A 20,696-nucleotide genomic window follows, 5' to 3' on the forward strand; every position below is an offset into this window, starting at 1 on the left:
TAGTACAATTATATGAAAGAGTAAATGCTACCTATGCAAGACTAACTTCCACATATAAAACCAAGAGTGGAATTTAAAATTTCATTTTTCATGCTTTTTGGATTTGATCAAAGCATTTGCAACCTGCACCAGAACCGGCTTAAAATAAGAGCCAGCACGGGAAATCCGGGTCGATTTGATTTTCTGGTTGCTTTGATCATTACGAGGACAGCATCCTGCCCATGAGACAAGGTGTTTAGCTGTGGGAAAGACAGACATATCACCACCGATCTCTGAAAGCACTTGAATTGCAGTCAGCGGATTTTTATCAAATCCGGGAACGGTTCTCATTAAATCGAGCGCAGCCTCATATTTTTCACTGAGACGAAAGATTTCCCGTTCTACTTCTGCTTTGTGCTTTTCCAATTCATCGATGTGATTAAGGCACTGTCTAAGCTTAACAGCCTGTTCCTTGGATATCGCACCATCAACGGCTGCCTGTATCTCCTCAATAGGAGTTTTGCATCTGCCATCAACAAAAGGTGCCACATCAAATGTTTCCCCAGGGTGTTGTAGAATCTGCTCTGTTATAGAGCGGGATGATTTACCGAATACGTCCGAAAAGACATCGTCGAGCTTAAGATTGGACACGGTGAGGCAGTTTTGGGCACGGTTTTTCTCTCCTGTGATCATACAGGTGAGCTTGAAACGGTACCTTACCAAATCCCTTAACTCTCGGATGTCCGACGGTGGAATAAAGGACGGCTTCACCATGCCACACATATACAGGTCGCAGATCCATCTGGCATCCTTGCGGTCGGTCTTGTTTCCTTTCATCGGTTTGGTGTATTTAGGATGTGACAGCGTCACCCAAAAGTCACGCTTTTCCAAGACGTTGAAGACAGGGATCCAATACTTGCTGGCAGATTCCATGCACACATCCTTACAGTTGTACTTGGAGAGCCAGTCACACAGCTCATTCAGACCTTTGGTAAAGGACGAAAAGCGAGCTTCCTTGTATTCTGTGCGTTGGTGTGAGTCGGTGATGCCGATACAAGCATAAATCCATGTTTTGTGGACATCGAGTCCGCAACAATTGTTTTTGATGATTTTAAACGACAATAAAATAACCTCCTGTTCTTTATAGTTATAAGACTGACAGGGACTGGTCATCCGGCGAGATCGAGCCGACTTCGGAAGAGATAAGTTTACGGGCTATGGTAATGCGCCATTCATTGATGCCTTTAACGGATGACCGACAACATATACACATACGGGGTTGCCGCTATACAGCCCCGCCACTCACCTCCACGTGTTCTGTAGTGTGTCAGCCTTATAGGGGAATAATAACAGAAGGAAGAAACTTTAGAAAATTTACAAAGTAGCGAGAGAGCCGATCACTAGTTTCATAACCCCATCGGTGTCTTTCGCAGAAAGACGGGTAATACACATGAACAAGTTTTGGAAGTGGGTGCGGAACAAGGCACCAGATGGAGAAGATCCGGACCTTGCAGCACGCACGCTGTTTTTAAACGGAACCATTGCTTCGGAGAGTTGGTTTGACGATGACGTCACACCAGCTCTTTTTAAGTCTGACCTTGATTCCGGGAAAGGACCGATCACGGTCTGGATCAATTCTCCGGGCGGGGATGTCTGGGCGGCGGCACAGATCTACAACATGCTCTTATCTTATTCCGGGAAGGTCACCGTGAAGATCGACGGCCTTGCAGCATCGGCAGCATCGGTCATTGCGATGGCAGGAGATGAGGTTCTTGTAAGCCCGGTCTCCATGCTGATGATCCACAACCCGTCCACGATGGCAATGGGGGACAAGGATGATCTTGCACAGGCCATCTCGATGCTCGATTCCGTCAAGGATTCGATCCTGAATGCCTACGTCAAGAAGACCGGGCTCTCCAAGAACAAGCTCAGTAAGCTCATGGACGATGAGACCTGGATGGATGCGAGCAAGGCGGTGGAGCTTCATTTTGCAGACCGTGTGATGGAGAGACCGGATCTCTATCGCAGGGAACAGGAAGAGAAACCGGAAGAGGACGATCCTGCCAAGGAGAATCCGGAGGAATCTGAAGAGAAAACCGAGCAAGAACCAGATGGTCCCAAGAAGAACAAGGATCTGCTTGCTGCGGGTTTTCTTTATTCCAGTCGTCAGATGGCGGCTGCCTTCACCAACAAGGTGAAGGAACACTACAAGGTTAGAAACAAGGCACAGGATGGTCCTGATGCCGAAAGCAAAGTAGAGGAAGGCCGGAGCGTGGATGCTCTGATGGATCGCCTGAATCTGCTGCACACGATGATGTGAGGAGGAGAACACAATGAACGTACAGGATTTGATTGCAAAGAGAGCAAGAGCGTGGGAGGCAGCAAAGGCCTTCCTCGAAGCACACCGGGGAGAGAACGGCGTCCTTTCTGCCGCCGATGGAGAAACCTATGACCGCATGGAAAAGGAGATCACAGATCTTACGAAGGAGATCGACCGTCTGAATCGTCAGGCTGCTATTGAGGCACAGCTGAGTCAGCCGACTTCTTCTCCTCTTTCCAACATGCCTTCCGCAGGCAGTGATAAGCCGAAGAAGCAGGGACGCGCTTCCGATCAGTATGCAAAAGATATGCTGACCGCCATGCGCACGAACTTCCATCAGGTTTCCGACATCCTGCAGGAGGGTGTGGATGCCGATGGCGGATACCTCGTTCCGGAGGAGTGGGACAACCGCCTCATCGATGTCCTGAATGAAGAGAACATCATGCGGGGCCTTGCAACCCACATCACGACTTCCGGTGAGCACAAGATCAACATCGCGGGAGCCAAACCGACGGCAGCATGGATTGAAGAGGGCGGTGCACTGCAGTTTACCGACGCGAAGTTCGGACAGAAGATCATGGATGCGCATAAGCTCCATGTGGCGGTGAAGGTTACCGAGGAGCTTCTGTATGACTCCATGTTTGACCTTGCAAGCTACATCACCACCCAGTTCGGAATCGCCATCGCCAATGCCGAGGAGGATGCTTTCTTAAACGGCGATGGGAAGGGAAAGCCCACAGGTCTCTTTGATGAGACCAATGGCGGCACGGTCGCAAAGACCCTCACCGGCACCAAGCTTGGCACCGATGATGTGCTGGATCTGGTCTACGCCCTGAAGCGTCCGTACCGGAAGAAGGCATCATTCATCATGAACGACCAGACCCTTGCAGCTCTCCGGAAGCTCAAGGACAACAACGGCGCCTACATCTGGCAGCCGTCCTATCAGGCAGGGGAGCCGGACAGACTTCTTGGCTATGCGGTTCACACCAGCGCCTTTGCACCGGAGCTTGCGGCAGGAAAGCCTGTGATGGCCTTTGGTGACTACAGCTACTACAACATCGGCGATCGCGGCAGTCGTTCCATGCAGGAGCTTCGTGAGCTCTTTGCCGGAAACGGCATGATCGGGTATGTCGCCAAGGAGCGTGTCGATGGACTTCTGGTTCTTCCGGAAGCCGTGCAGATCCTGAAGGCAGGAGCATCTGCCTGATCTGCAGAAGTAATTCAGAAATGATGGAGGCTCAGAGTGTCAAAGCTCTGGGCTTTCTTTGTGATTCGAAGGGAGGACAGGATGATCACGCTGGAGGAAGCAAAGAAATATCTCCGGGTTGACGCAAACGATGAGGACGATGTGATCCAGCAGGAACTGGACGCTGCTGAGAGCCTTGTGGCATCGGTGCTCCGAAAGGACAGTCTCGAGGACGAAAGTAGTCCGATTGTCGTTGTGGCAGTCCTTTATGCCCTTGCCTATCTTAACGAACACCGGGAGGAAGCGGATCATCACGCCCTGACCATCACGCTTCGAAACCTCCTCTTCGGAGAACGGGATGCCAGGTTCTGATGGAGGTGCGGGATGAATATCGCGGCAATGAATGTAAGGCTTACGATCCAGAAGCATGAGGTCATCAAGGACAAGTATGGGAACCATACTAACACCTGGACAGACTTCTACACCTGTTGGGCGACACCGGTACAGAGTGGTGGATCTGAGAAACTGGAAGCCGGAACGACGACTAGCATCGATGCGATCGACTTTACCGTCCGGTATGCAAAGTGTCTCGAAGACTTGGATTCCACAAAGATTCGGATCCGACTGGGAAATGCGATCTACAACGTGACCGCCATTGACCCGATGGGATTTAAGAAACGGAGCCTGAAGTTTAAGTGTGAGAAGGTGAAGCGATGAAGGTGAAAGTAGATGATCTAGCGGCGACGGTGGAAAAGACCCTCTCGGACTACGCGGAGGATGTGAACGACATCGTAAGGCAGGAGATTAAAGATGCCGGGAAAGAAGCTGTAAAAGAGCTGAAGGAGAAATCGCCAAAGCGCACCGGAAAGTACGCAAAAGGATGGCGATCTACCGTCCAGAAGGAGACGGCGGTTGGCGCAGAAGTGGTTGTTCACAATAAGATCTATGGATTGACACACCTCTTGGAGAAAGGCCATGCCAAGCGTGGAGGCGGAAGGGTTGCGGGCATCCCGCACATCGCTCCGGTCGAAGAAGAGATCACCGGGAAGCTGTCAGGTGAGATTGAGAAGGAATTAAAGGGCTGAGGATGGGAGGAAGCAATGGATAAGATCATAAAGATTCTGGAAGAACTGGAGAAGCAGGGCATCCCTTATGCCTATGATCACTTTGCGGAAGGGGAAGGGCCGGATCCTCCCTTTCTCTGCTTCCGCTGTCCGAACAGCGACAACTTCGCTGCGGACGGAACCGTGTATTTCCCGATCACAGAGATCGATATCGAGCTCTACACGGATAAGAAGGATCCGGAGATAGAAAAGAGACTGGAAGATCAGCTGATCCAAAGCGGGATCTTCTTTGAAAAGACAGAGACCTGGATAGATTCTGAGAAGCTCTACGAGGTCCTGTATTCATTTGAACAGGAGGCCTGAAATGGCAAGTAAAAAGAACAAGGTCAAGTACAACCTGAAAAACGTACATTATGCCATCGCGACAATTGCGGAGGATGGGACCGCCACATTTGCGGATCCGATTGCATGGCCGGGTGCGGTATCTCTCTCGCTGGATGCACAGGGAGACCAGACGATCTTCTGGGCGGATGGCGTGCAGTACTATGTCACGAATGCGAACAGCGGCTATAACGGAGACTTCGAGTCGGCAATGGTACCGGAGGATTTCCGTGAGAACGTGCTGGGAGAGATTAAGGACGGCAACGGGGTTCTGATCGAGGATGCTGATGCGCAGCCCATTCACTTTGCGCTTCTTTTTGAGTTTGATGGCGATGTGAACGAGATCCGCCACGTCATGTATAACTGCACGGCATCGAGACCTTCCGTGGCATCCAGCACCAAGGAGGATTCCATCGAGGTACAGACCGAGAGCCTTACGATCAACGCGACATCGATCAAGGATGCGACGCTTGGGAAGAACATCGTGAAGGCGCGCTCCAGTGCAGATACCACCGATGCCACCTACCAGAACTGGTACAGTAAGGTCTATACGCCTGCTGCAGGGAAAGCATCTGGAGGTTCTTCTGCGTCTGGCGGTAGTACTACACCGTCGACAACGACAAGTTCCAGCAAGTGATAAGGAGGAGCAAACATGTATCAGGAAATTTCCCTCCGGCTCAATGATGGGTCGGAGCAGAAGTTCCCGTTTCTCGCAACGGGGACCACAGCGTATCGCTTTAAGCAGGTGTTCCACCAGGATCTTATGATCCTCTTAAACAAGATGGAGAACAGCGAGGATGACCAGACGGATATGACCGTCGGCGACAAGCTGGCCTTTATCATGAACGCGCAGGCAGAAAAGCGTGACATGAACCAGCTGAACGAGGACGCCTTCCTCGAATGGGCGGATCAGTTCGACGGGGCAGAGCTCTTTCTTCACATGCAGGAGTTCGTTATGCTCTATCTTGGATCGCGGAGGACAAGCTCCAAGCCAAAAAAAGAAGCCGCCCAACGGAGCGGGAAGTAAACACGGCAGTGTTTCTCCTGAGGGCGAAGCAGATGGGACTGACACTGTCTGAGCTGGATGAACTGGATGAGGGGACTGTGATGGATATGATCATTGAGTCCGGGAATGACTTCTGCGACGATGAGTACCGGCAGGTGGCGACACAGGAGGACTTCGATTCGTTTTAATTCGCATCGGTGATGAGCCGGTGCTTTTTCATGCCATGAAGGAAGGAGTAGGCTATGGCAGATCGCATTAAAGGAATCACAATTGAGCTGGACGGCGATACGACCAAGCTCTCCAATGCCCTGAAAGGCGTGAACAAGGAGATCCGGGATACCCAGAGTAACCTTAAGGACGTGAACAAGCTTCTCAAGATGGATCCGGGCAATGCAGATCTTCTGGCACAGAAGCAGAAGTACCTGACCGAAGCGATCGATGCGACAAAGAAAAAGCTTGCCGAGGAGAAGGAAGCCCTCGCTCAGCTAAAGGCTGGTCCTCAGACTGAGGAGACGCAAAAACAGCAGGAAGCACTGACCCGGGAGATCGAGGCGACCAAGCAGTCCCTCGAAGGACTCGAGGACGAGTATAAGAAGTTTGGCTCTATTGCCGGACAGCAGCTTCAGGTTGCCGGGGACAAGATGAAGGAAGTCGGCGGCAAGATCAGTGATGTCGGTGAAGGACTCACCAAAGGCATCACGGTCCCTGTCGCTGCGGTTGGTGCTGCCTCGGTTGCCGCTTGGAAGGAAGTCGATGAAGCGCTCGATACCGTGACGCAGAAAACAGGAGCAAGCGGTGCAGCCCTTGAGGACATGCAGAAGCGCGCCAAGTCGATCGCGGAGACCATTCCGACAGACTTCCAGACTGCCGGGGACGCCATTGGCGAAGTAAACACCAGGTTCGGTTTGACGGGTGATGCACTTGAAGACCTCTCTAAGAAGTTCGTGGAGTTCTCGACGTTGAATTCTACCGATGTTTCTACTTCTGTCGATAACGTATCTTCCGTCCTCAACGCCTTCGGGCAGTCGTCCGATGATGCCGGGAACCTCCTCGATGCCTTAAATCAGGTCGGACAGGCAACCGGTGTGTCAATGGATACGCTCTCGCAGGATCTTTCCAAGAATGCCGCACAGTTCCAGTCGATGGGACTTTCTGCGGAACAGGCGGCAGGATTTATGGGCGCGGTGGAGATGTCCGGTCTTGATACTTCGACGATGCTCACCGGCCTTACCAAGGCGCAGAAGGTTGCAACAAAGAATGGACAGTCCTTAAGCGATGCGCTGAAGGATTTCTCCAAAACCATGAACAGCAATGCCTCCGATACCGAGAAGCTGCAGGCGGCCTACGACCTCTTTGGCTCCCGTGCCGGTGGCGCGATCTACAATGCGGTGCAGACGGGGAAGCTCTCCTTAAGCGACCTCTCTACCACGCTAGGAGATTATGCGGGATCGGTGGAGAGTACGTTCAATGAAACTCTGGATCCGCTCGACCAGATGACAGTTGTGATGAACAACTTAAAAGACCTCGGCGCGGAGATCGTAGATGCGTCGGCACCGATGATCACGGAAGCGATGACCCAGATCAAAGATGTGGTGACGGCCCTGAAAGGTGCGTGGGATGGTCTGTCCCCGGGAATGCAGGAGGCAATCGTCAAGGCCGCCCTCATCGCTGCCGCTGTCGGCCCAGTCGTCGTTGGCGTTGGTAAGGTTGTCACCGCTGTGGGTTCCGTCACAAGTGTGGTCGGAAAGTTGGTCGGTTTCCTTTCCACAACGGCAATCCCGGCGATCACAGCAGTTTCCGTTCCGATTCTTCCGATCATTGGAATCATCGCGGCGGTGGTGGCTGCTGTAGTCGCAGTGATCGAGATCGTAAAGCACTGGGGAGAAATCTCCGAGTGGTTTGGTGGTGTCTGGTCTACCGTTTGCTCTGGTGTACAGAGCGTTGGTGAAGGCCTCGGCGACTTCTTTTCCGGCCTCTGGGATGGGATTAAATCTACTACAGAATCGGTTTGGAATGGCATCAGCAGCTTCTTCACAGGACTCTGGGAAGGGATCAGCACGACAGCTACCACGGTCTTTACTGGCATTTCGGATTTCCTCGGAACTACCTGGACGACCATCAGCACCACGGCATCAAACACATGGAATGGAATTACATCCACTCTCTCCGGTGTGTGGGACGGGATCAAGACGACAGCAGGCACGACCTTTGACAACATCAAGACCACAATCAGTACCGCGTGGGAGACCGTAAAGACGAACACCGGGAATGCATGGGATGCGATTCAGTCATCCATCGATCAGCACGGAGGCGGGATCAAGGGCATCATCGGAACGGCTGTGGATGCTTACAAGTCGATCTGGGAGGCGGGCTTTACTACCATCAACAATCTCACAGGCGGCAAGCTTGGCGATGCGCTTTCTTCCGCACAGGGGAAACTTGGTGAGATCAAGGGAGCTTTCTCCTCCATGATCGAGAATGCCAAGAGCATCGTAAGTGGCGGCCTCGATCGGATCAAGGGATTCTTCTCTGGCTGCCATCTGGAGCTTCCGCATATCAAGCTCCCGCACTTTTCGATCAGTGGAAAACTCTCCATTGATCCGCCTTCGGTTCCGCACCTGTCGGTCAGCTGGTACCGGAAGGCTATGGATGATGCCTATCTCTTAAACAGTCCGACGATCTTCGGAGCTTCCGGAGGAAGGCTCCTTGGAGGCGGTGAAGCAGGGCAGGAAGCCGTGGTTGGTACGGATAAGCTTGTGGAAATTGTGCAGGGTGCCCTCGCAGGAGTAGGTGGCGGTGACATCATTATCCCTGTCTACATCGGGCAGGAGCGGATTGATGAGATCGTCGTCCGGGCGACCCAGCGGAGCAACTATCGGTCAGGAGGTCGATGATGCATGTTAAGTGATTACCCAATTTACTTTGACGATGTAAAGCTCTTCACACCGGAAAGCTGGGAGGAGAGCTACGCTGTCGTTGAGAGTACCAATCAGACCGAGGCAGGAACGGATCAGGTCATTGTCACTAGGTATGACAAGCTGTCCGTCTCTGCCTCTTTTCCGTGTTCGAGTCGGTGGGCGGCGGCCTTTGCCACGTTCCGGGATAAGGATTCGATACAGGTAAGGCTCTATGACCTGAAGACACAGGGCTACAAGACAAGAACCATGCGGATGCGGAACTTCAAGACCGGACCGGAAAAGAATTCAGAGAAGACGAGAGAAACAAATGGGCTCTATACCGTAAGCTTCGATCTGGAAGAGTTCTAAGAGAGTGTGATGAGACAGTGGGAAAGGAGGGCTGTGGAATGTACAGCGTAAGTGATGCATATAGGGCTGCCATGAAGCAGCCGGTGCAGAGATTTCGGATGACTGGAAAAGTCGGGAGGGTGTCCTTTACAGATGACAACATCCTATCCGGATCCTTCTCCATCACGAACCAGTGCTCGGATGATTCCTCCGTCCAGATCGGACAGGTCTACATCGGGGAACTGGATGTGACGCTCATGAATCTGCAGATTCCTCGGTATAGCTGGAAGGGCCAGGAGATCGCACCGATTTTCGGAATGCGGCTTGCAGACGGAAGCTTCGAGGATGTGCCGCTTGGCGTGTTCACCATAGACTCTGCGAAACATACCGCTTCCGGTGTGGTGATCAAAGCCTACGATCACATGGCAAAGTTCGATAAGAATTGCTCCGTCACGTCCATCAACGGTACCGCCTACAACCTGATGCTGACAGCCTGTACGGCTTGTGGCCTCTCTCTTGGAACTACCAGTGAAGCGTTCGCGGCAATGGCAAACGGCTCGGATGAGCTTTCCCTTTATAGTGAATCAGATATCGAAACCTGGCGGGATTTTGTTTCGTGGGTGGCTGCCTCGATTGCCGCCAATGTCTACGCCGGACGGGATGGAAAGATCTATGTCCGTGCCTACGATCAGTCAGTGGTGGATGAGATCGACACAGAGCACCGCTTCATGGGGTGTGAGTTCTCCGATTTCTCAACCAGATACACCGGCTTCTCTGTTGTGAATATTGATGCGAAGAGTACATCCTACTATGCCCTTGATACGGATGACGGCCTTACCTACAACATCGGCTCGGATCCCTTCCTCCAGTATGGTGTGGAGGAGAAAAAGGACGCACAGAGAAGGGCTATCCTCACCGCACTTTCGAAGGTTGACTACGTGCCGTTTAAGGCGGAGCTGATCGGGAATCCCGCCTATGATCTCATGGACGTGTTCCGCTTTACCGATGGGCTTGCTGATAAGGATAAGCTCTTCTGCATGACAAAGTTCACGTTCCAGTACAACAAGTCCTTCACGATGCAGGGCGTAGGGCAGGATCCGGCTCTGGCATCGGCAAAGTCTAAGACGGACAAGAACCTGCAGGGGATCCTGTCCTCCAATGAGAATCAGGACTATATCCGCTACTACGATTACCAGAACGCTGCTGATTTCGACATCGCGGATACAGCAAAAGCCAAGATCATCGATATCCGCTATGTCACGGTGAAGGATACCCACATTGACTTCCACGCGGAGATCAAGCTGACGCTCGACACGATGGAGACGGAAACCGAGGAACTCCTGTCTGATACCGATGTGGTGATGACAGTCACCTACTACCTGAATGGGGAGGAGATCAAAGACTACATCCCGGTGGAAATGCTGCCGGACGGGACGCACCTTCTGCATCTTCTGTTCACCTGGAACAGCACGGCAAACCTTACCGGAAACTTTGAGGTGTGGCTCTCCGCTTCAGGAGGAAGCTGTCACATCGCACGTGGGGATGCAAGAGCTTACATGGCAGGACAGGGACTCGCAGGAAGCGGTGCGTGGGATGGCACCATTTCTGTTTATGATACGGTTCCGGAGATGAACCTGTTTCCGGTGTATCGCAGTTTTGATGCTTCCGTAACCGTTGGCCTGCTCTCGCCTGAAACCACAGGCTATTCCGATATCGTTCCGTCGATGTCTCTTGCGAGCGTGCTGCAGCCGATCACGGCTGCCATTGGCGCGGTGAAGTTTCTGCACCGGTTTGATACGGAGCATCTCGATACCGTCACCTACAGCAACGATGAGATTGAGGTGAAGGATGGCGCATGGAAGCTGAAGGATGGTGTGACGATCGCGGAACTTGTGACGTCGGACAATGCCGCGGATCATATCCTTTCCGTTACTTCGAACTGTGACAGCAATAACGTAAACTTCCTCGCCTCCTTCGATCACGGCAGTACCTGGTGGGAATACGCCAATGGCTGGATCACGCCGGATACCACGAAGGAATCCTATGGCATGTTTGCTCCAGCAATGAAGGAGATCACCAAAAAGCAGTGGGCAGAAAAGCTCAATGGATCCATTCAGCTGAAGGCAATCATCCACGAGAAAGGAACACTTACGGACATCCAGATCTTTACGAAAGAGGTGGAAGAATGATCAAAGGACATACCAAAATCGAGCTCTTTAATGCGGATACCGGAGAGCGCGAATTTCAATACGAGAAAGATAACCTCGTCACCAATGCTGTGCAGGAGCTGATTGCCTTCCAGACCATGATGGGAAGATCGATGAATTATAACGTCTTTCCCATCGCAAAGAATGCGCTCGGCGGCATCCTGCTTTTTGATGGAAAGCTCACCGAAGACGTGAACAATACGAACTTCCCGACAGAGGCAAAGCTTGTGGGCTACGCTTCCCGAGATACCAACACGGATGATGCGATGCGGGGATCTCTGAATGCGATCGAGACACATAAAACGGATACCGGCTATGTTTCCGTCTGGGACTTTGGCACTGCACAGGCAAACGGAACCATCCAGTCGGTTGCTCTGACGAGTGCCTATGCCGGAGTAAATCCCTTCCAGAGACAGGTCTGCGGGGATTTCTACTGTGACATGGACACCATCGAGAACAAAGAGCATAACGGGAGACCCTTCCTCGTTCAGGATGAGTTTGTGTACTGGCTGAACTCAGATGGTGTGACGGTGCAGCGGGGAAGATTTGATCCCTATGCGGTGAAGGTCGCAGACCAGACCTATGGTTCCTTTACTCTCCCGTATGAAACGGTGACGACGCTTAAGCTTCCGGATTACCAGAACTTTAGCAATATCGGCCCGGCAAAATACTGGATGCCCGGCACGGACGGCTACCTTTACCTCATCACGCAGAACAACCGGATCAGCAGCTACACCTCTTACGGGAACACCTACTACAACTATTATTACGATGAGGGGAACGAGAAGAACGATGCGAAGCTCTATCTCACGAAGTACAAGATGTCCGATCTTTCCTTTGAGAAACAGCCGGAGGAAGTGATCACATTAGCCGGGGTACATCTGGCTTCACGAAGTGACTATTCGATTGTGGTCAACAAGGGATATCTCTATGCCAAATCTTATGACGAGCACGGTATCTACATCGTGAACCTGTCCAATCCGGTGGACATCAAGACCTTTACCTTTGATAACAGCGGAACCTTCGATGGGATGACGCCGATGCTCTATAACGGAGGCATTCAGTACCAGTATCGGTACCAGAAGGACGGGGACAGCTACTACAAGACCGGCTTCCTTTATCCGGATGCGTCTCACTCCGAGGAGGCGGTTGACGGAGCTGCAATCGAGATTCCACCGATTCTTCATTCTGATGGGAAGCTCCTTGCCACCTATCACTACGACGGGTATTACGACAACGACCGGATCCGCACCGCACTCCGATGCGCCTATCTTGGCACGATCAACAACCTGTCGTCGCCAATCACAAAGAACGCCTCACAGACTATGAAGATCACGTATACGCTGACGGATAAGGAGGACGCATGAAGAAGCAGTATGAACTCCCTTACAACTTTTCCTACGACTTTATTCCAAAGCTCTCGCGACAACGGGAGCTTTTTTCGTACATTCGCTGCATTTACCTTCCGGCATGGAAGGAGGATGCCATAAGCACACGACAGGACATCGAGACCAGAGAGGAGTATCCAAAATCCTATGAGGAGTATGTTCTTCGCCTGAAATGCCTGCAGCAGTTGGGGCTTCCACTCTGCGTGCTGATGCAAAGAGATGCGACACTGGACGCTCTGGAGAAGTATTACAACCTTGGTATTCGGATCTTCACGATCAGCGAGGATGCGCTGGCGATTGCCGCAAAGAGCAGACATCCGGAGATCTCGGTCACACTTTCGATCACAAGCGCTCTTACAGCGGCAGACATCCAGAGCCGGGATCTCTCCATGTACGACCACATCGTGCTGTTCTACTGGTTCTCCCGTCACCTCGATGCGTTGAGAAATCTGCCAAAGAAGTACCGCTATATTCTGATTCCGAACACGGACTGCTACTGGAACTGCAAATGGCATGATGCACACTGGTTTGCCACAAGCCGGGAAGAAGAGAGGGCAGCCACGAGGCTGTGCCGGAAGTGCGTTCATGATATGCAGGATACCTCGTTTATCGAGCCGGAGAATCTTTCCTACTTTGATCCGTATATCGACAGTTACAAACTGGTGGATCGCCTCAATACAACGGACCAGATCCTCACTGATCTCGAGCGGTATGTCTCGCGGAACACCGGTGCGCAGAAGCGGGAGGAGGCGTACTTCAATGTCGATTAAGAAGATCCAGTATGGTGGAGCGCACAAGGTGATCAAGCGGCTCTGCGAGGCAGTGAACCAGCTGATTGATGAGGTGAAACAAGTAGCGGAGTTTGATGCCGACGGGGACGGAGTTGTGGACAATGCCGCAAAGGTGAACGGGCACACGGTGGCCTGCGACGTACCTGAGAATGCGGTCTTTACGGATACCGCTTATGACGATACGGAAATCAAAGCTGCCGTGAAGGAAAACGCCAATGCCATCCAGAAAAATGCAGAAGCCCTTGGCGGTCATACTGTAAAATCCGATGTCCCAGAAGGAGCCCTCTTTACGGATACGACCTACACCTTTGAACTAAGTGACGGCAAGCTCACCATCCGCTCCTCGGAAGGAACCAAACAGGTGCTGACTCTTCCGGTATCCGGATCTGGAGGATCTTCCGGGGAGGTCACGGAAGTAGGCAAGCCCTCCTTCGATCACATCAAGAACGTCGCTGCGGTGACAAAGCTTGCGCTGGACGTGGATGACGGGAGGGGCTTCATTACCTATCCCGCAAACAGCGCTGTGCATTTGAAGAGATCCTCAATCACGAAGAGTGATCCGGATATCCGCCTGAAAGTCGTGGAAGTACAGCTTTCGGACGGAACCCTGTCAACGGACATGGATACCTATAACGGATTCCGCTTCTACGCCACAACAGGAAAGTGCATCATAGATAGCGAAGATAACGGAACAAGAAGTTATCCAGATGCGGATCAGATCGGGCATTTCAAGTTTGCCGATGGTGTTGCTAACGATGAGACAACTCTGATGGCTTATAACCAGGCAACGCTCAAGTACAAGTACCTCATGGTGTATGTGGAAGATTAAAGAAGGAAGGTGATTCCATTGATCGACTTTATCTTGAAATACTGGATTCAGGAGCTCTTTGCCATGATCCTTGCCGTCCTCACGTGGCTTTGGCGGACGCTGCTCCGGCGAAAGCAGGAGAACGATGAAATTAAAGAAGGAATGATGGCACTGCTGCATGACCGTATTTATCAGGCCTGCAGCTTTTTTATTGCTCGGGGATGGTGCTCTCCTGAGGATCGGAGCAACCTTGAGTACCTGTACAAGCCGTACAAGGCACTCGGTGGGAATGGCACCGGAGAGTCCCTGTACAAGAAGTGTCTGGAACTGCCGCTTTCGGCAGACAGAAATAAAGAAAAGGAGGAATGACTTATGGACTTTGGAATTGCAAGTGTGGCGGCAATCACAGTGATCGCCTACCTTGTCGGCATCGGCTGCAAGGCAGCTGGCTCGGTGAAGGATGAGCTGATCCCGGTGATCTGCGGATGCGTTGGTGCGGTGCTCGGCGTTGCGGGACTGTATCTCATGCCGGACTTTCCGGCAAAGGATGTCATCAATGCCCTCGCTGTCGGCATCGTGTCCGGTCTTGCAGCGACTGGTGTAAACCAGATCTACAAGCAGCTCACCAAGACAGATGCGTGAGAGGAGGTGATCCTCATATCTCGGAAGCTCCTTCCGTAAAGGGAGCAATGTTACGTTTGGCTCTTCGGGCTCCAAAACCCGGAGGGCTTTTCTTGTTGGAATGAAGGAGGAGAAACACATGAGTGAATTCAGAGGAATTGATGTAAGCCACTGGCAGGGAGACATTGACTGGGCAAAGGTAAAGGCTGCAGGCATCCAGTTTGCGATCATCAAGGCGGGCGGATCGGATGCTGGCTTCTATACGGACCCCAGATGGGAAGAAAACTATCGGGAAGCAAAAGCAAATGGGATTGCTGTCGGAGCATACTACTTTGTAGGACCTGCCTGCACATCGGCAGAGGATGGTGAAGCTGATGCCCAGAGGTTTCTTGCGCAGCTTAAGGGCAAGCAGCTTGAATATCCAGTCTTTATGGATAACGAAGCACAGCCTGTATCTGCAAAAGCAGGAATTACAGAGGCAACGATCGCATTCTGTCGGGCACTTGAGGCGGCAGGATACTTTGCTGGCATCTATGGATCTACCTATTCCGGATTCCGTGACCGGATGGATGATTCCAGACTCACGTCTTTCACGCACTGGGTAGCCCAGTATGCTTCAAAGTGCACCTATGGCGGAGCATACGGAATCTGGCAGTATTCATCTTCTGGCAGAATTTTCGGTATTAATGGCAATGTGGATCTGGATATTTCCTATCAGGATTATCCTTCTGTCATCACTGCCGGAGGCTTCAATGGTTATGGCAAGGGAAGTAAACCGGTGCAGATTACACCAGCACCTTCTCCTGCACCATCACAGCCAGGAAGTTCCGGCTTTGCCGTTGGCGATGTTGTTCAGGTTACCAATGCAGTGACTTATGATGGAGTACCTTTCAAACTTTGGTACAACGAATACTCCGTGATGGAAGTGTCAGGTGACCGGGTTGTGATTGGCATCGGCGGTCAGGTGACAGCAGCAGTTAATGCAGCTAACCTTACCAAAGTATCTGGTGGAGGGAATGCTCCTTCCTCTGGTGATAATCTTTCTGTCGGTGACCAGGTAAAAGTTATCCATCCTGTGACCTATGATGGCAGACGCTTCACTGTCTGGTATGGCACCTATACGGTGATGGAAATCACTGGTGATCGTGTAGTCATTGGTGTCAACGGGACAGTCACGGCGGCAGTCAAACGGAGCAGCATCGAGAAGGTTTAAATCGGGCAACTGGGTAAAATGAAAAGCACCCGGTAAGGATGCTTAAAGGTGAATGAACTGCTTCACGCACAGAGCAGGCCGCAGGGCATTTACTATACGGTGCAGAGAGGGAATACACTCTCCACAATCGCAGCAAGATATGGAACGAGTGTTTCTGCGATCCAGAAGATGAATGCCTCTCTGATCAGAAATGTAAACTAGATTCAGGTGGGATGGAAGATCAGAGTGAAGTAACCGAAGATATAGTGCCTGCATTACCCCGCAGATCTACCAATTTCTGACCTTTTGTGAATGGTCAGGTTTGGTGGTTTCTGCGGGATTTATTCGTTGCTATAAACAGGTTTTAGAGTGATGAATAGACCAGAGAGGAGACATGCAAACATGGAATACACAATCATTACCGATAAGAAAAAAATCATCAAACGGATGATGGATCTTACCGGACAGAAATCAAAGTATCTCGGAATTCCGAGTATGGCCTACCAGGTCGGAAACTACACGGTGGACAGCAACATGATTTTGTCCTTTGAAGAGGATGAGCAAAATGTGGTTCCGACTCTTGCGAGGGAGAGGATGATCCTCACAGATGAGGTGTTTGAGGAGACCAAGCCGGAACAGGTACCGGAAGAGCCAAAAAGGCCAGAGAAAAAGCTGGTGATGCCACAATCAAAGGAAACCGAAGTCGGGATCGCCGTGCCGCTGAACCAGCACACAGGAAACAGCCTGCTAAGGCTAGTTCACCTGATCCGCGCACACCAGACTGTCTTGAACCATGCCACGCTTGGGCACTTTGCGATCGATGATGATTTCATTGCATGGATCAACATGCAGGATGAGGCGGTCTATGGAGTCCGAAACTTCCTTACCGCTGTGGAAACCTACGAGGAAGAACACGGAAAAGCGATTCAGGGCCTTACCATAAAGGGAGACCTTCTGATCTACACCGGATACGGAGATGTTGATCTTCATGCCTGTCAGACCCTTACCAATTTCATCAATGCGGCGGCGATCAATCAGAGAAAGGCAAGCAGCTTCGAGAACCGGGACGGGAGCGACAAGTTCATCTTTCGAAGCTGGCTGGTACGCCTTGGCATGACAGGCCCGGAGTATAAAGAGGATCGAAAGCAACTGTACCGCCACCTTACCGGATACACTGGCTTTCCTACGAAAGAAAAGTATGATGCCTGGAAAGAGGAGGCCATGCCAAAGATCCTCGAAAGGACAAGGAAAAACCGGGAAGCATTAAGGACTGAGAGACTGCTAAGAAGAGAGGAGGCCATGTAATGAGTGAGATAACTGTACTACCGGCAACCAAGAAATTCTTCCAGACTGCCGATACCCTGGAGCGGTCCAAAGGAGTCCGTGTGGCTGCTTACTGTAGGGTTTCCACAGACGAACAAGATCAGGAAAACTCCTATCAGAACCAGATGGACTACTACAAGCAGTACATTGCAGCGCAGAAAGACTGGATCTTCGCGGGAATTTATGCAGACGACGGTATCTCCGGCATGAGCACCAAGGGAAGAGACGGCTTCAAGCAGATGATCGCGGACGCAAAGGCGGGAATGTTCGACTACATCATCACAAAGTCCATCTCCCGCTTTACCAGAAACACGGTAGATGGATTAACCATTGTGAATGAACTTCTGCATCAGGACCCGCCGGTCGGGGTCTACTTCCAGAAGGAAAATCTGGACACCATGCAGAAGGGTGTTGAGTTTCTGCTCACAATCATGACCGGCATTGCCCAGAGCGAGAGCGACTCTACGGGAGAGAACATCACCTGGACGATCCGCAGAAAGTTTGCTGCCGGAGATCCGCTGGTCAACCCGAACCGAATCTACGGATACCGGAAAGGCGAAGATGGAAGCTGGGAGATTGATCCAAAGCAGGGGGAAGCCATTCGCTTTATCTATGAGAAATACCGGGAGGGCTGGGCATCCAGGGACATCGCAAAAGACCTGATGGATAGAGGCGTTCCGGCACCGGGTGGGAAGATTTGGTATCCGTCTACCGTGATCCAGCTGATGAAGAACGAGAAGTATAAGGGCGATGTCCAGATGCAAAAGACGATCACCGTCGACCGGAAGAACAAGATCTGCAAGAAGAATGAAGGAGAAGCCAAATCCTACTACATCAAGGATCATCACGTACCGCTGGTTTCCCGGGAACTCTGGGAGGAATGTAACCAGATCACAAAGGACAGGGAAGCGGCAAAACTTGAGAACTTTAAAAAGAACCGGGCAAAACCGCCGTTTAAGCTGTTGAACCTTATACACGACAAAGACTATTACAAATCTCGTAATGAACGGTCAGTACAGAACTATGAAGACGAGCGGGGAGAAGGGCATTACTACTTCCGGCGAGAATTTATAAGAAAGCACAGTACCGGCGAGAAATGGTATGCGTTTACGTTGGAGCAGAGCTTTATGGAAATGCTCTACGTCTGCAAGGAAGACTACGAGACCTACGGAGACGGATCGGATATTGCGATGGACTTCAACGAGAAGTACGATGCGGCACGGTTGAGCAAAGCTCCACAGGGTGAAGTAGACCAGATGATGGAAGAGTACCAGGACTTTCTGAAGGCGCTCTCGGAGTTACCGACTACCACAAAGACCGGAAGGCCGCTCATGGTCAACGGAGTCAACGCGCAGGGAACATTGATGCGGACCGTGGAAGGGTACATCATCCCCGGAGCCTACTCCATGGTGAAGCACGGAAGGACCAAGGTGACAGACGACAAGATCCAGAAAACTCCTGACATCTTAACCTTCGACAGAGCCTTTGCAGAGAGGTACTTTACGAACATGGACCTGATCGGCGATGAGGCAGAGTACACCACAAGGTTTGGTGTGAAACTGAGGAGCATAAGGAATCAGCGAACCCTGAATGCATTCATGGGATACCGAAAGTTCGATGAGCAGGGCAACGCCTCCCTGGTGATGGAAGAGTATCAGGTGGTTCTGGATAAGCCGATGTTTAGGGAGAAGTGAGCGGAGCAGAAGACAAGGCGGGCTTGATTTTTTTGCAATTTTGTGTATACTTAAGTTAAAGAAGTATGTCAAGAGAAAGGAGGACTGCACTATGGCAACAAGTACATTTGATCGCAAAATCGTAATCAATGACGACGAGTCTGCGGATAATTTAATTAAAATTCTCACTGCCGATAAGCCGAAGAAGCCTTCATCCAGACATCCTTTTTCTTATGAAGATAGGAAAAGGAGTGAAGAACTATTAAGACATTATCTTTCCCACTCAAAACGTTAATTGATGACGAGAACTTTTCCGAAGACAGGGTTTCAGAAATCCTGTCTTCTTTTGTGTGCAAGGAGGATGAGGATATCGAAAACTTCCTGCACAATCGTGCCATTGAATTTGAAAAAATATCAAAAGCAAGAACCTATCTTATTGTTGATGCAGATAAGTTGATGGCTGAAGACAGCAAATTTGTGATTTGTGGGTATATTTCACTTGCATTAAAAATCCTGACGATTTCAGAGCATGAGTCAAACAGAATACGGAAGAAGTTGGACGGGTTCAATGCAAAGATGCATGGAATTCCAATTCAAGAATTCCCGGTTTATCTCATCGGACAGCTGGCGAGAGATTCACGATATACCAATTCCGATCTTTCTGGAAGTGAATTGCTACAGTGTGCTATTGATGTAATCGCGAGTGCTGTGAATGCAGTAGGCGGTAGATACGCAATGATCGAATGCCACAATGAGCCAAAGCTGATCTCTTTTTATGAGAACAATGGATTTAAGACTTTGACAAAAGTTCCGGATCAGGATATGCCAATGGTTCAGATGATCAAGGGCGTGTACTAAAATGCTATTTATCCAAGGAAGATCCCTTCTGTGGGGGTCTTCTTTTTTTGTCCTTTTCGAATGAGTTTCTTCCTTATTATATATACACATTTCGAGCGAGCTGCTGCCACCTTCCGGGAGGAGGAATCTAGTCTCACCTCCCAGAGTCGCTCCATCATTCTTAAGCCCCTAATCAGGAACGAGTTTCTTCCTTATTATATATAGTCCATAATCAAGCTCATAATCAGACTCATAATCACGATAGGGGTGATTATGACTTATAGACTATAGTACCTATCTATTCCTTTTTCAAAATCTCCTATTCCCGGGCATTTCTGCCGATTCCCACGATCCTTCCCTCATATCGTGGTAATACCCCTTAACAAATCAATATCTAGTAGCTGTACGAATTCGATACCGCAATATATAGCGATGAACCGATTCGTGGGGTGCCTTTTCCTCACTGAGCTTAACAATCGCTTGCTTATGAACGTTTGTATTCCATACTCCGGCATTCATTCATGGGTTGGTCAGTGATTGAACGGCGAGAGAATAATTAGACCCGCGGGTGAATGGAAGAGTAGGTACTGGGATTCTTATGGAATTCATTCACGGGAAGTTTGGAAGACTTTCTGGCTTATAAAACGAAGATGAGGGATAGAATGCTAACCCGAA

The 20,696-nt window shown here is 50.8% G+C and carries 23 protein-coding genes and 1 pseudogene; 23 read left to right on the forward strand and 1 reads right to left on the reverse strand.

Annotated elements, in window-relative coordinates:
* Positions 1-90: 90 nt before the first annotated feature.
* Positions 91-1,101 (reverse strand): annotated as a pseudogene (locus ACTNDI_RS08690) (IS110 family transposase); the annotation flags it as partial.
* 328 nt (positions 1,102-1,429) lie between these two features.
* Here ACTNDI_RS08690 and ACTNDI_RS08695 point away from each other — a divergent pair.
* From ACTNDI_RS08695 to ACTNDI_RS08805, 23 genes are all read left to right on the forward strand, one after another.
* A complete protein-coding gene (locus tag ACTNDI_RS08695; protein WP_441100592.1) occupies positions 1,430-2,299 on the forward strand; it encodes a head maturation protease, ClpP-related in 870 nt (289 codons plus the stop codon).
* A gap of 13 nt (positions 2,300-2,312) precedes the next feature.
* On the forward strand, positions 2,313-3,506 hold the full coding sequence (locus ACTNDI_RS08700) for a phage major capsid protein (RefSeq protein WP_441100593.1): 1,194 nt from the start codon (positions 2,313-2,315) through the stop codon (positions 3,504-3,506).
* Between the two features lie 36 nt (positions 3,507-3,542).
* Positions 3,543-3,857 (forward strand): head-tail connector protein, encoded by a 315-nt coding sequence (locus ACTNDI_RS08705; protein WP_441100594.1) that lies wholly within the window; start codon positions 3,543-3,545, stop codon positions 3,855-3,857.
* A 12-nt stretch (positions 3,858-3,869) separates the two neighbouring features.
* A complete protein-coding gene (locus ACTNDI_RS08710) occupies positions 3,870-4,202 on the forward strand; it encodes a phage head closure protein (protein ID WP_441100595.1) in 333 nt (110 codons plus the stop codon).
* Entirely contained in the window at positions 4,199-4,570 is a 372-nt protein-coding gene (locus ACTNDI_RS08715; protein WP_441100596.1) for an HK97 gp10 family phage protein, read from the forward strand. The genes ACTNDI_RS08710 and ACTNDI_RS08715 overlap by 4 nt, the downstream gene beginning before the upstream one ends.
* Before the next feature lie 15 nt (positions 4,571-4,585).
* Positions 4,586-4,912 (forward strand): hypothetical protein, encoded by a 327-nt coding sequence (locus tag ACTNDI_RS08720; protein WP_441100597.1) that lies wholly within the window; start codon positions 4,586-4,588, stop codon positions 4,910-4,912.
* A 1-nt stretch (position 4,913) separates the two neighbouring features.
* On the forward strand, positions 4,914-5,567 hold the full coding sequence (locus ACTNDI_RS08725; RefSeq protein ID WP_441100598.1) for a major tail protein: 654 nt from the start codon (positions 4,914-4,916) through the stop codon (positions 5,565-5,567).
* A 15-nt stretch (positions 5,568-5,582) separates the two neighbouring features.
* Positions 5,583-5,957 carry a hypothetical protein gene (locus ACTNDI_RS08730; protein ID WP_441100599.1) on the forward strand — a complete coding sequence of 125 codons (375 nt, stop codon included), beginning with the start codon at positions 5,583-5,585 and terminating at the stop codon, positions 5,955-5,957.
* A 32-nt stretch (positions 5,958-5,989) separates the two neighbouring features.
* A complete protein-coding gene (locus ACTNDI_RS08735) occupies positions 5,990-6,124 on the forward strand; it encodes a hypothetical protein (RefSeq protein ID WP_441100600.1) in 135 nt (44 codons plus the stop codon).
* A 54-nt stretch (positions 6,125-6,178) separates the two neighbouring features.
* Positions 6,179-8,830 (forward strand): phage tail tape measure protein, encoded by a 2,652-nt coding sequence (locus ACTNDI_RS08740; protein ID WP_441100601.1) that lies wholly within the window; start codon positions 6,179-6,181, stop codon positions 8,828-8,830.
* Between the two features lie 3 nt (positions 8,831-8,833).
* Positions 8,834-9,202, forward strand: a complete 369-nt coding sequence (locus tag ACTNDI_RS08745) for a hypothetical protein (RefSeq protein ID WP_441100602.1) — start codon at positions 8,834-8,836, stop codon at positions 9,200-9,202.
* Between the two features lie 38 nt (positions 9,203-9,240).
* Complete coding sequence (locus tag ACTNDI_RS08750; protein ID WP_441100603.1) at positions 9,241-11,370, forward strand: hypothetical protein; 2,130 nt, start codon at positions 9,241-9,243, stop codon at positions 11,368-11,370.
* Positions 11,367-12,755: a hypothetical protein gene (locus ACTNDI_RS08755; protein WP_441100604.1), complete on the forward strand. Its 1,389-nt coding sequence runs from the start codon at positions 11,367-11,369 to the stop codon at positions 12,753-12,755. Before ACTNDI_RS08750 ends, ACTNDI_RS08755 begins: the two co-directional genes overlap by 4 nt.
* Positions 12,752-13,546, forward strand: a complete 795-nt coding sequence (locus tag ACTNDI_RS08760; RefSeq protein WP_441100605.1) for a hypothetical protein — start codon at positions 12,752-12,754, stop codon at positions 13,544-13,546. The genes ACTNDI_RS08755 and ACTNDI_RS08760 overlap by 4 nt, the downstream gene beginning before the upstream one ends.
* Complete coding sequence (locus ACTNDI_RS08765) at positions 13,536-14,396, forward strand: hypothetical protein (RefSeq protein WP_441100606.1); 861 nt, start codon at positions 13,536-13,538, stop codon at positions 14,394-14,396. Before ACTNDI_RS08760 ends, ACTNDI_RS08765 begins: the two co-directional genes overlap by 11 nt.
* A gap of 18 nt (positions 14,397-14,414) precedes the next feature.
* Positions 14,415-14,744 carry a hypothetical protein gene (locus ACTNDI_RS08770; RefSeq protein WP_441100607.1) on the forward strand — a complete coding sequence of 110 codons (330 nt, stop codon included), beginning with the start codon at positions 14,415-14,417 and terminating at the stop codon, positions 14,742-14,744.
* Positions 14,745-14,747: 3 nt separating this feature from the next.
* Positions 14,748-15,017, forward strand: coding sequence for a phage holin family protein (locus tag ACTNDI_RS08775; RefSeq protein WP_441100608.1), 270 nt, complete (start codon positions 14,748-14,750; stop codon positions 15,015-15,017).
* 118 nt (positions 15,018-15,135) lie between these two features.
* Entirely contained in the window at positions 15,136-16,209 is a 1,074-nt protein-coding gene (locus ACTNDI_RS08780) for a glycoside hydrolase family 25 protein (RefSeq protein ID WP_441100609.1), read from the forward strand.
* A gap of 48 nt (positions 16,210-16,257) precedes the next feature.
* Positions 16,258-16,410 (forward strand): LysM peptidoglycan-binding domain-containing protein, encoded by a 153-nt coding sequence (locus tag ACTNDI_RS08785; protein ID WP_441100610.1) that lies wholly within the window; start codon positions 16,258-16,260, stop codon positions 16,408-16,410.
* Positions 16,411-16,590: 180 nt separating this feature from the next.
* On the forward strand, positions 16,591-17,493 hold the full coding sequence (locus ACTNDI_RS08790) for a hypothetical protein (RefSeq protein WP_441100611.1): 903 nt from the start codon (positions 16,591-16,593) through the stop codon (positions 17,491-17,493).
* On the forward strand, positions 17,493-19,205 hold the full coding sequence (locus ACTNDI_RS08795) for a recombinase family protein (protein ID WP_441100612.1): 1,713 nt from the start codon (positions 17,493-17,495) through the stop codon (positions 19,203-19,205). The genes ACTNDI_RS08790 and ACTNDI_RS08795 overlap by 1 nt, the downstream gene beginning before the upstream one ends.
* Before the next feature lie 91 nt (positions 19,206-19,296).
* A complete protein-coding gene (locus tag ACTNDI_RS08800; RefSeq protein WP_441100613.1) occupies positions 19,297-19,479 on the forward strand; it encodes a hypothetical protein in 183 nt (60 codons plus the stop codon).
* A 161-nt stretch (positions 19,480-19,640) separates the two neighbouring features.
* Positions 19,641-20,042, forward strand: coding sequence for a hypothetical protein (locus ACTNDI_RS08805; RefSeq protein WP_441100614.1), 402 nt, complete (start codon positions 19,641-19,643; stop codon positions 20,040-20,042).
* Positions 20,043-20,696 lie beyond the last annotated feature (654 nt).

It is taken from the genome of Bilifractor sp. HCP3S3_D3 (assembly GCF_052063915.1).
Lineage (GTDB): Bacteria > Bacillota > Clostridia > Lachnospirales > Lachnospiraceae > Bilifractor.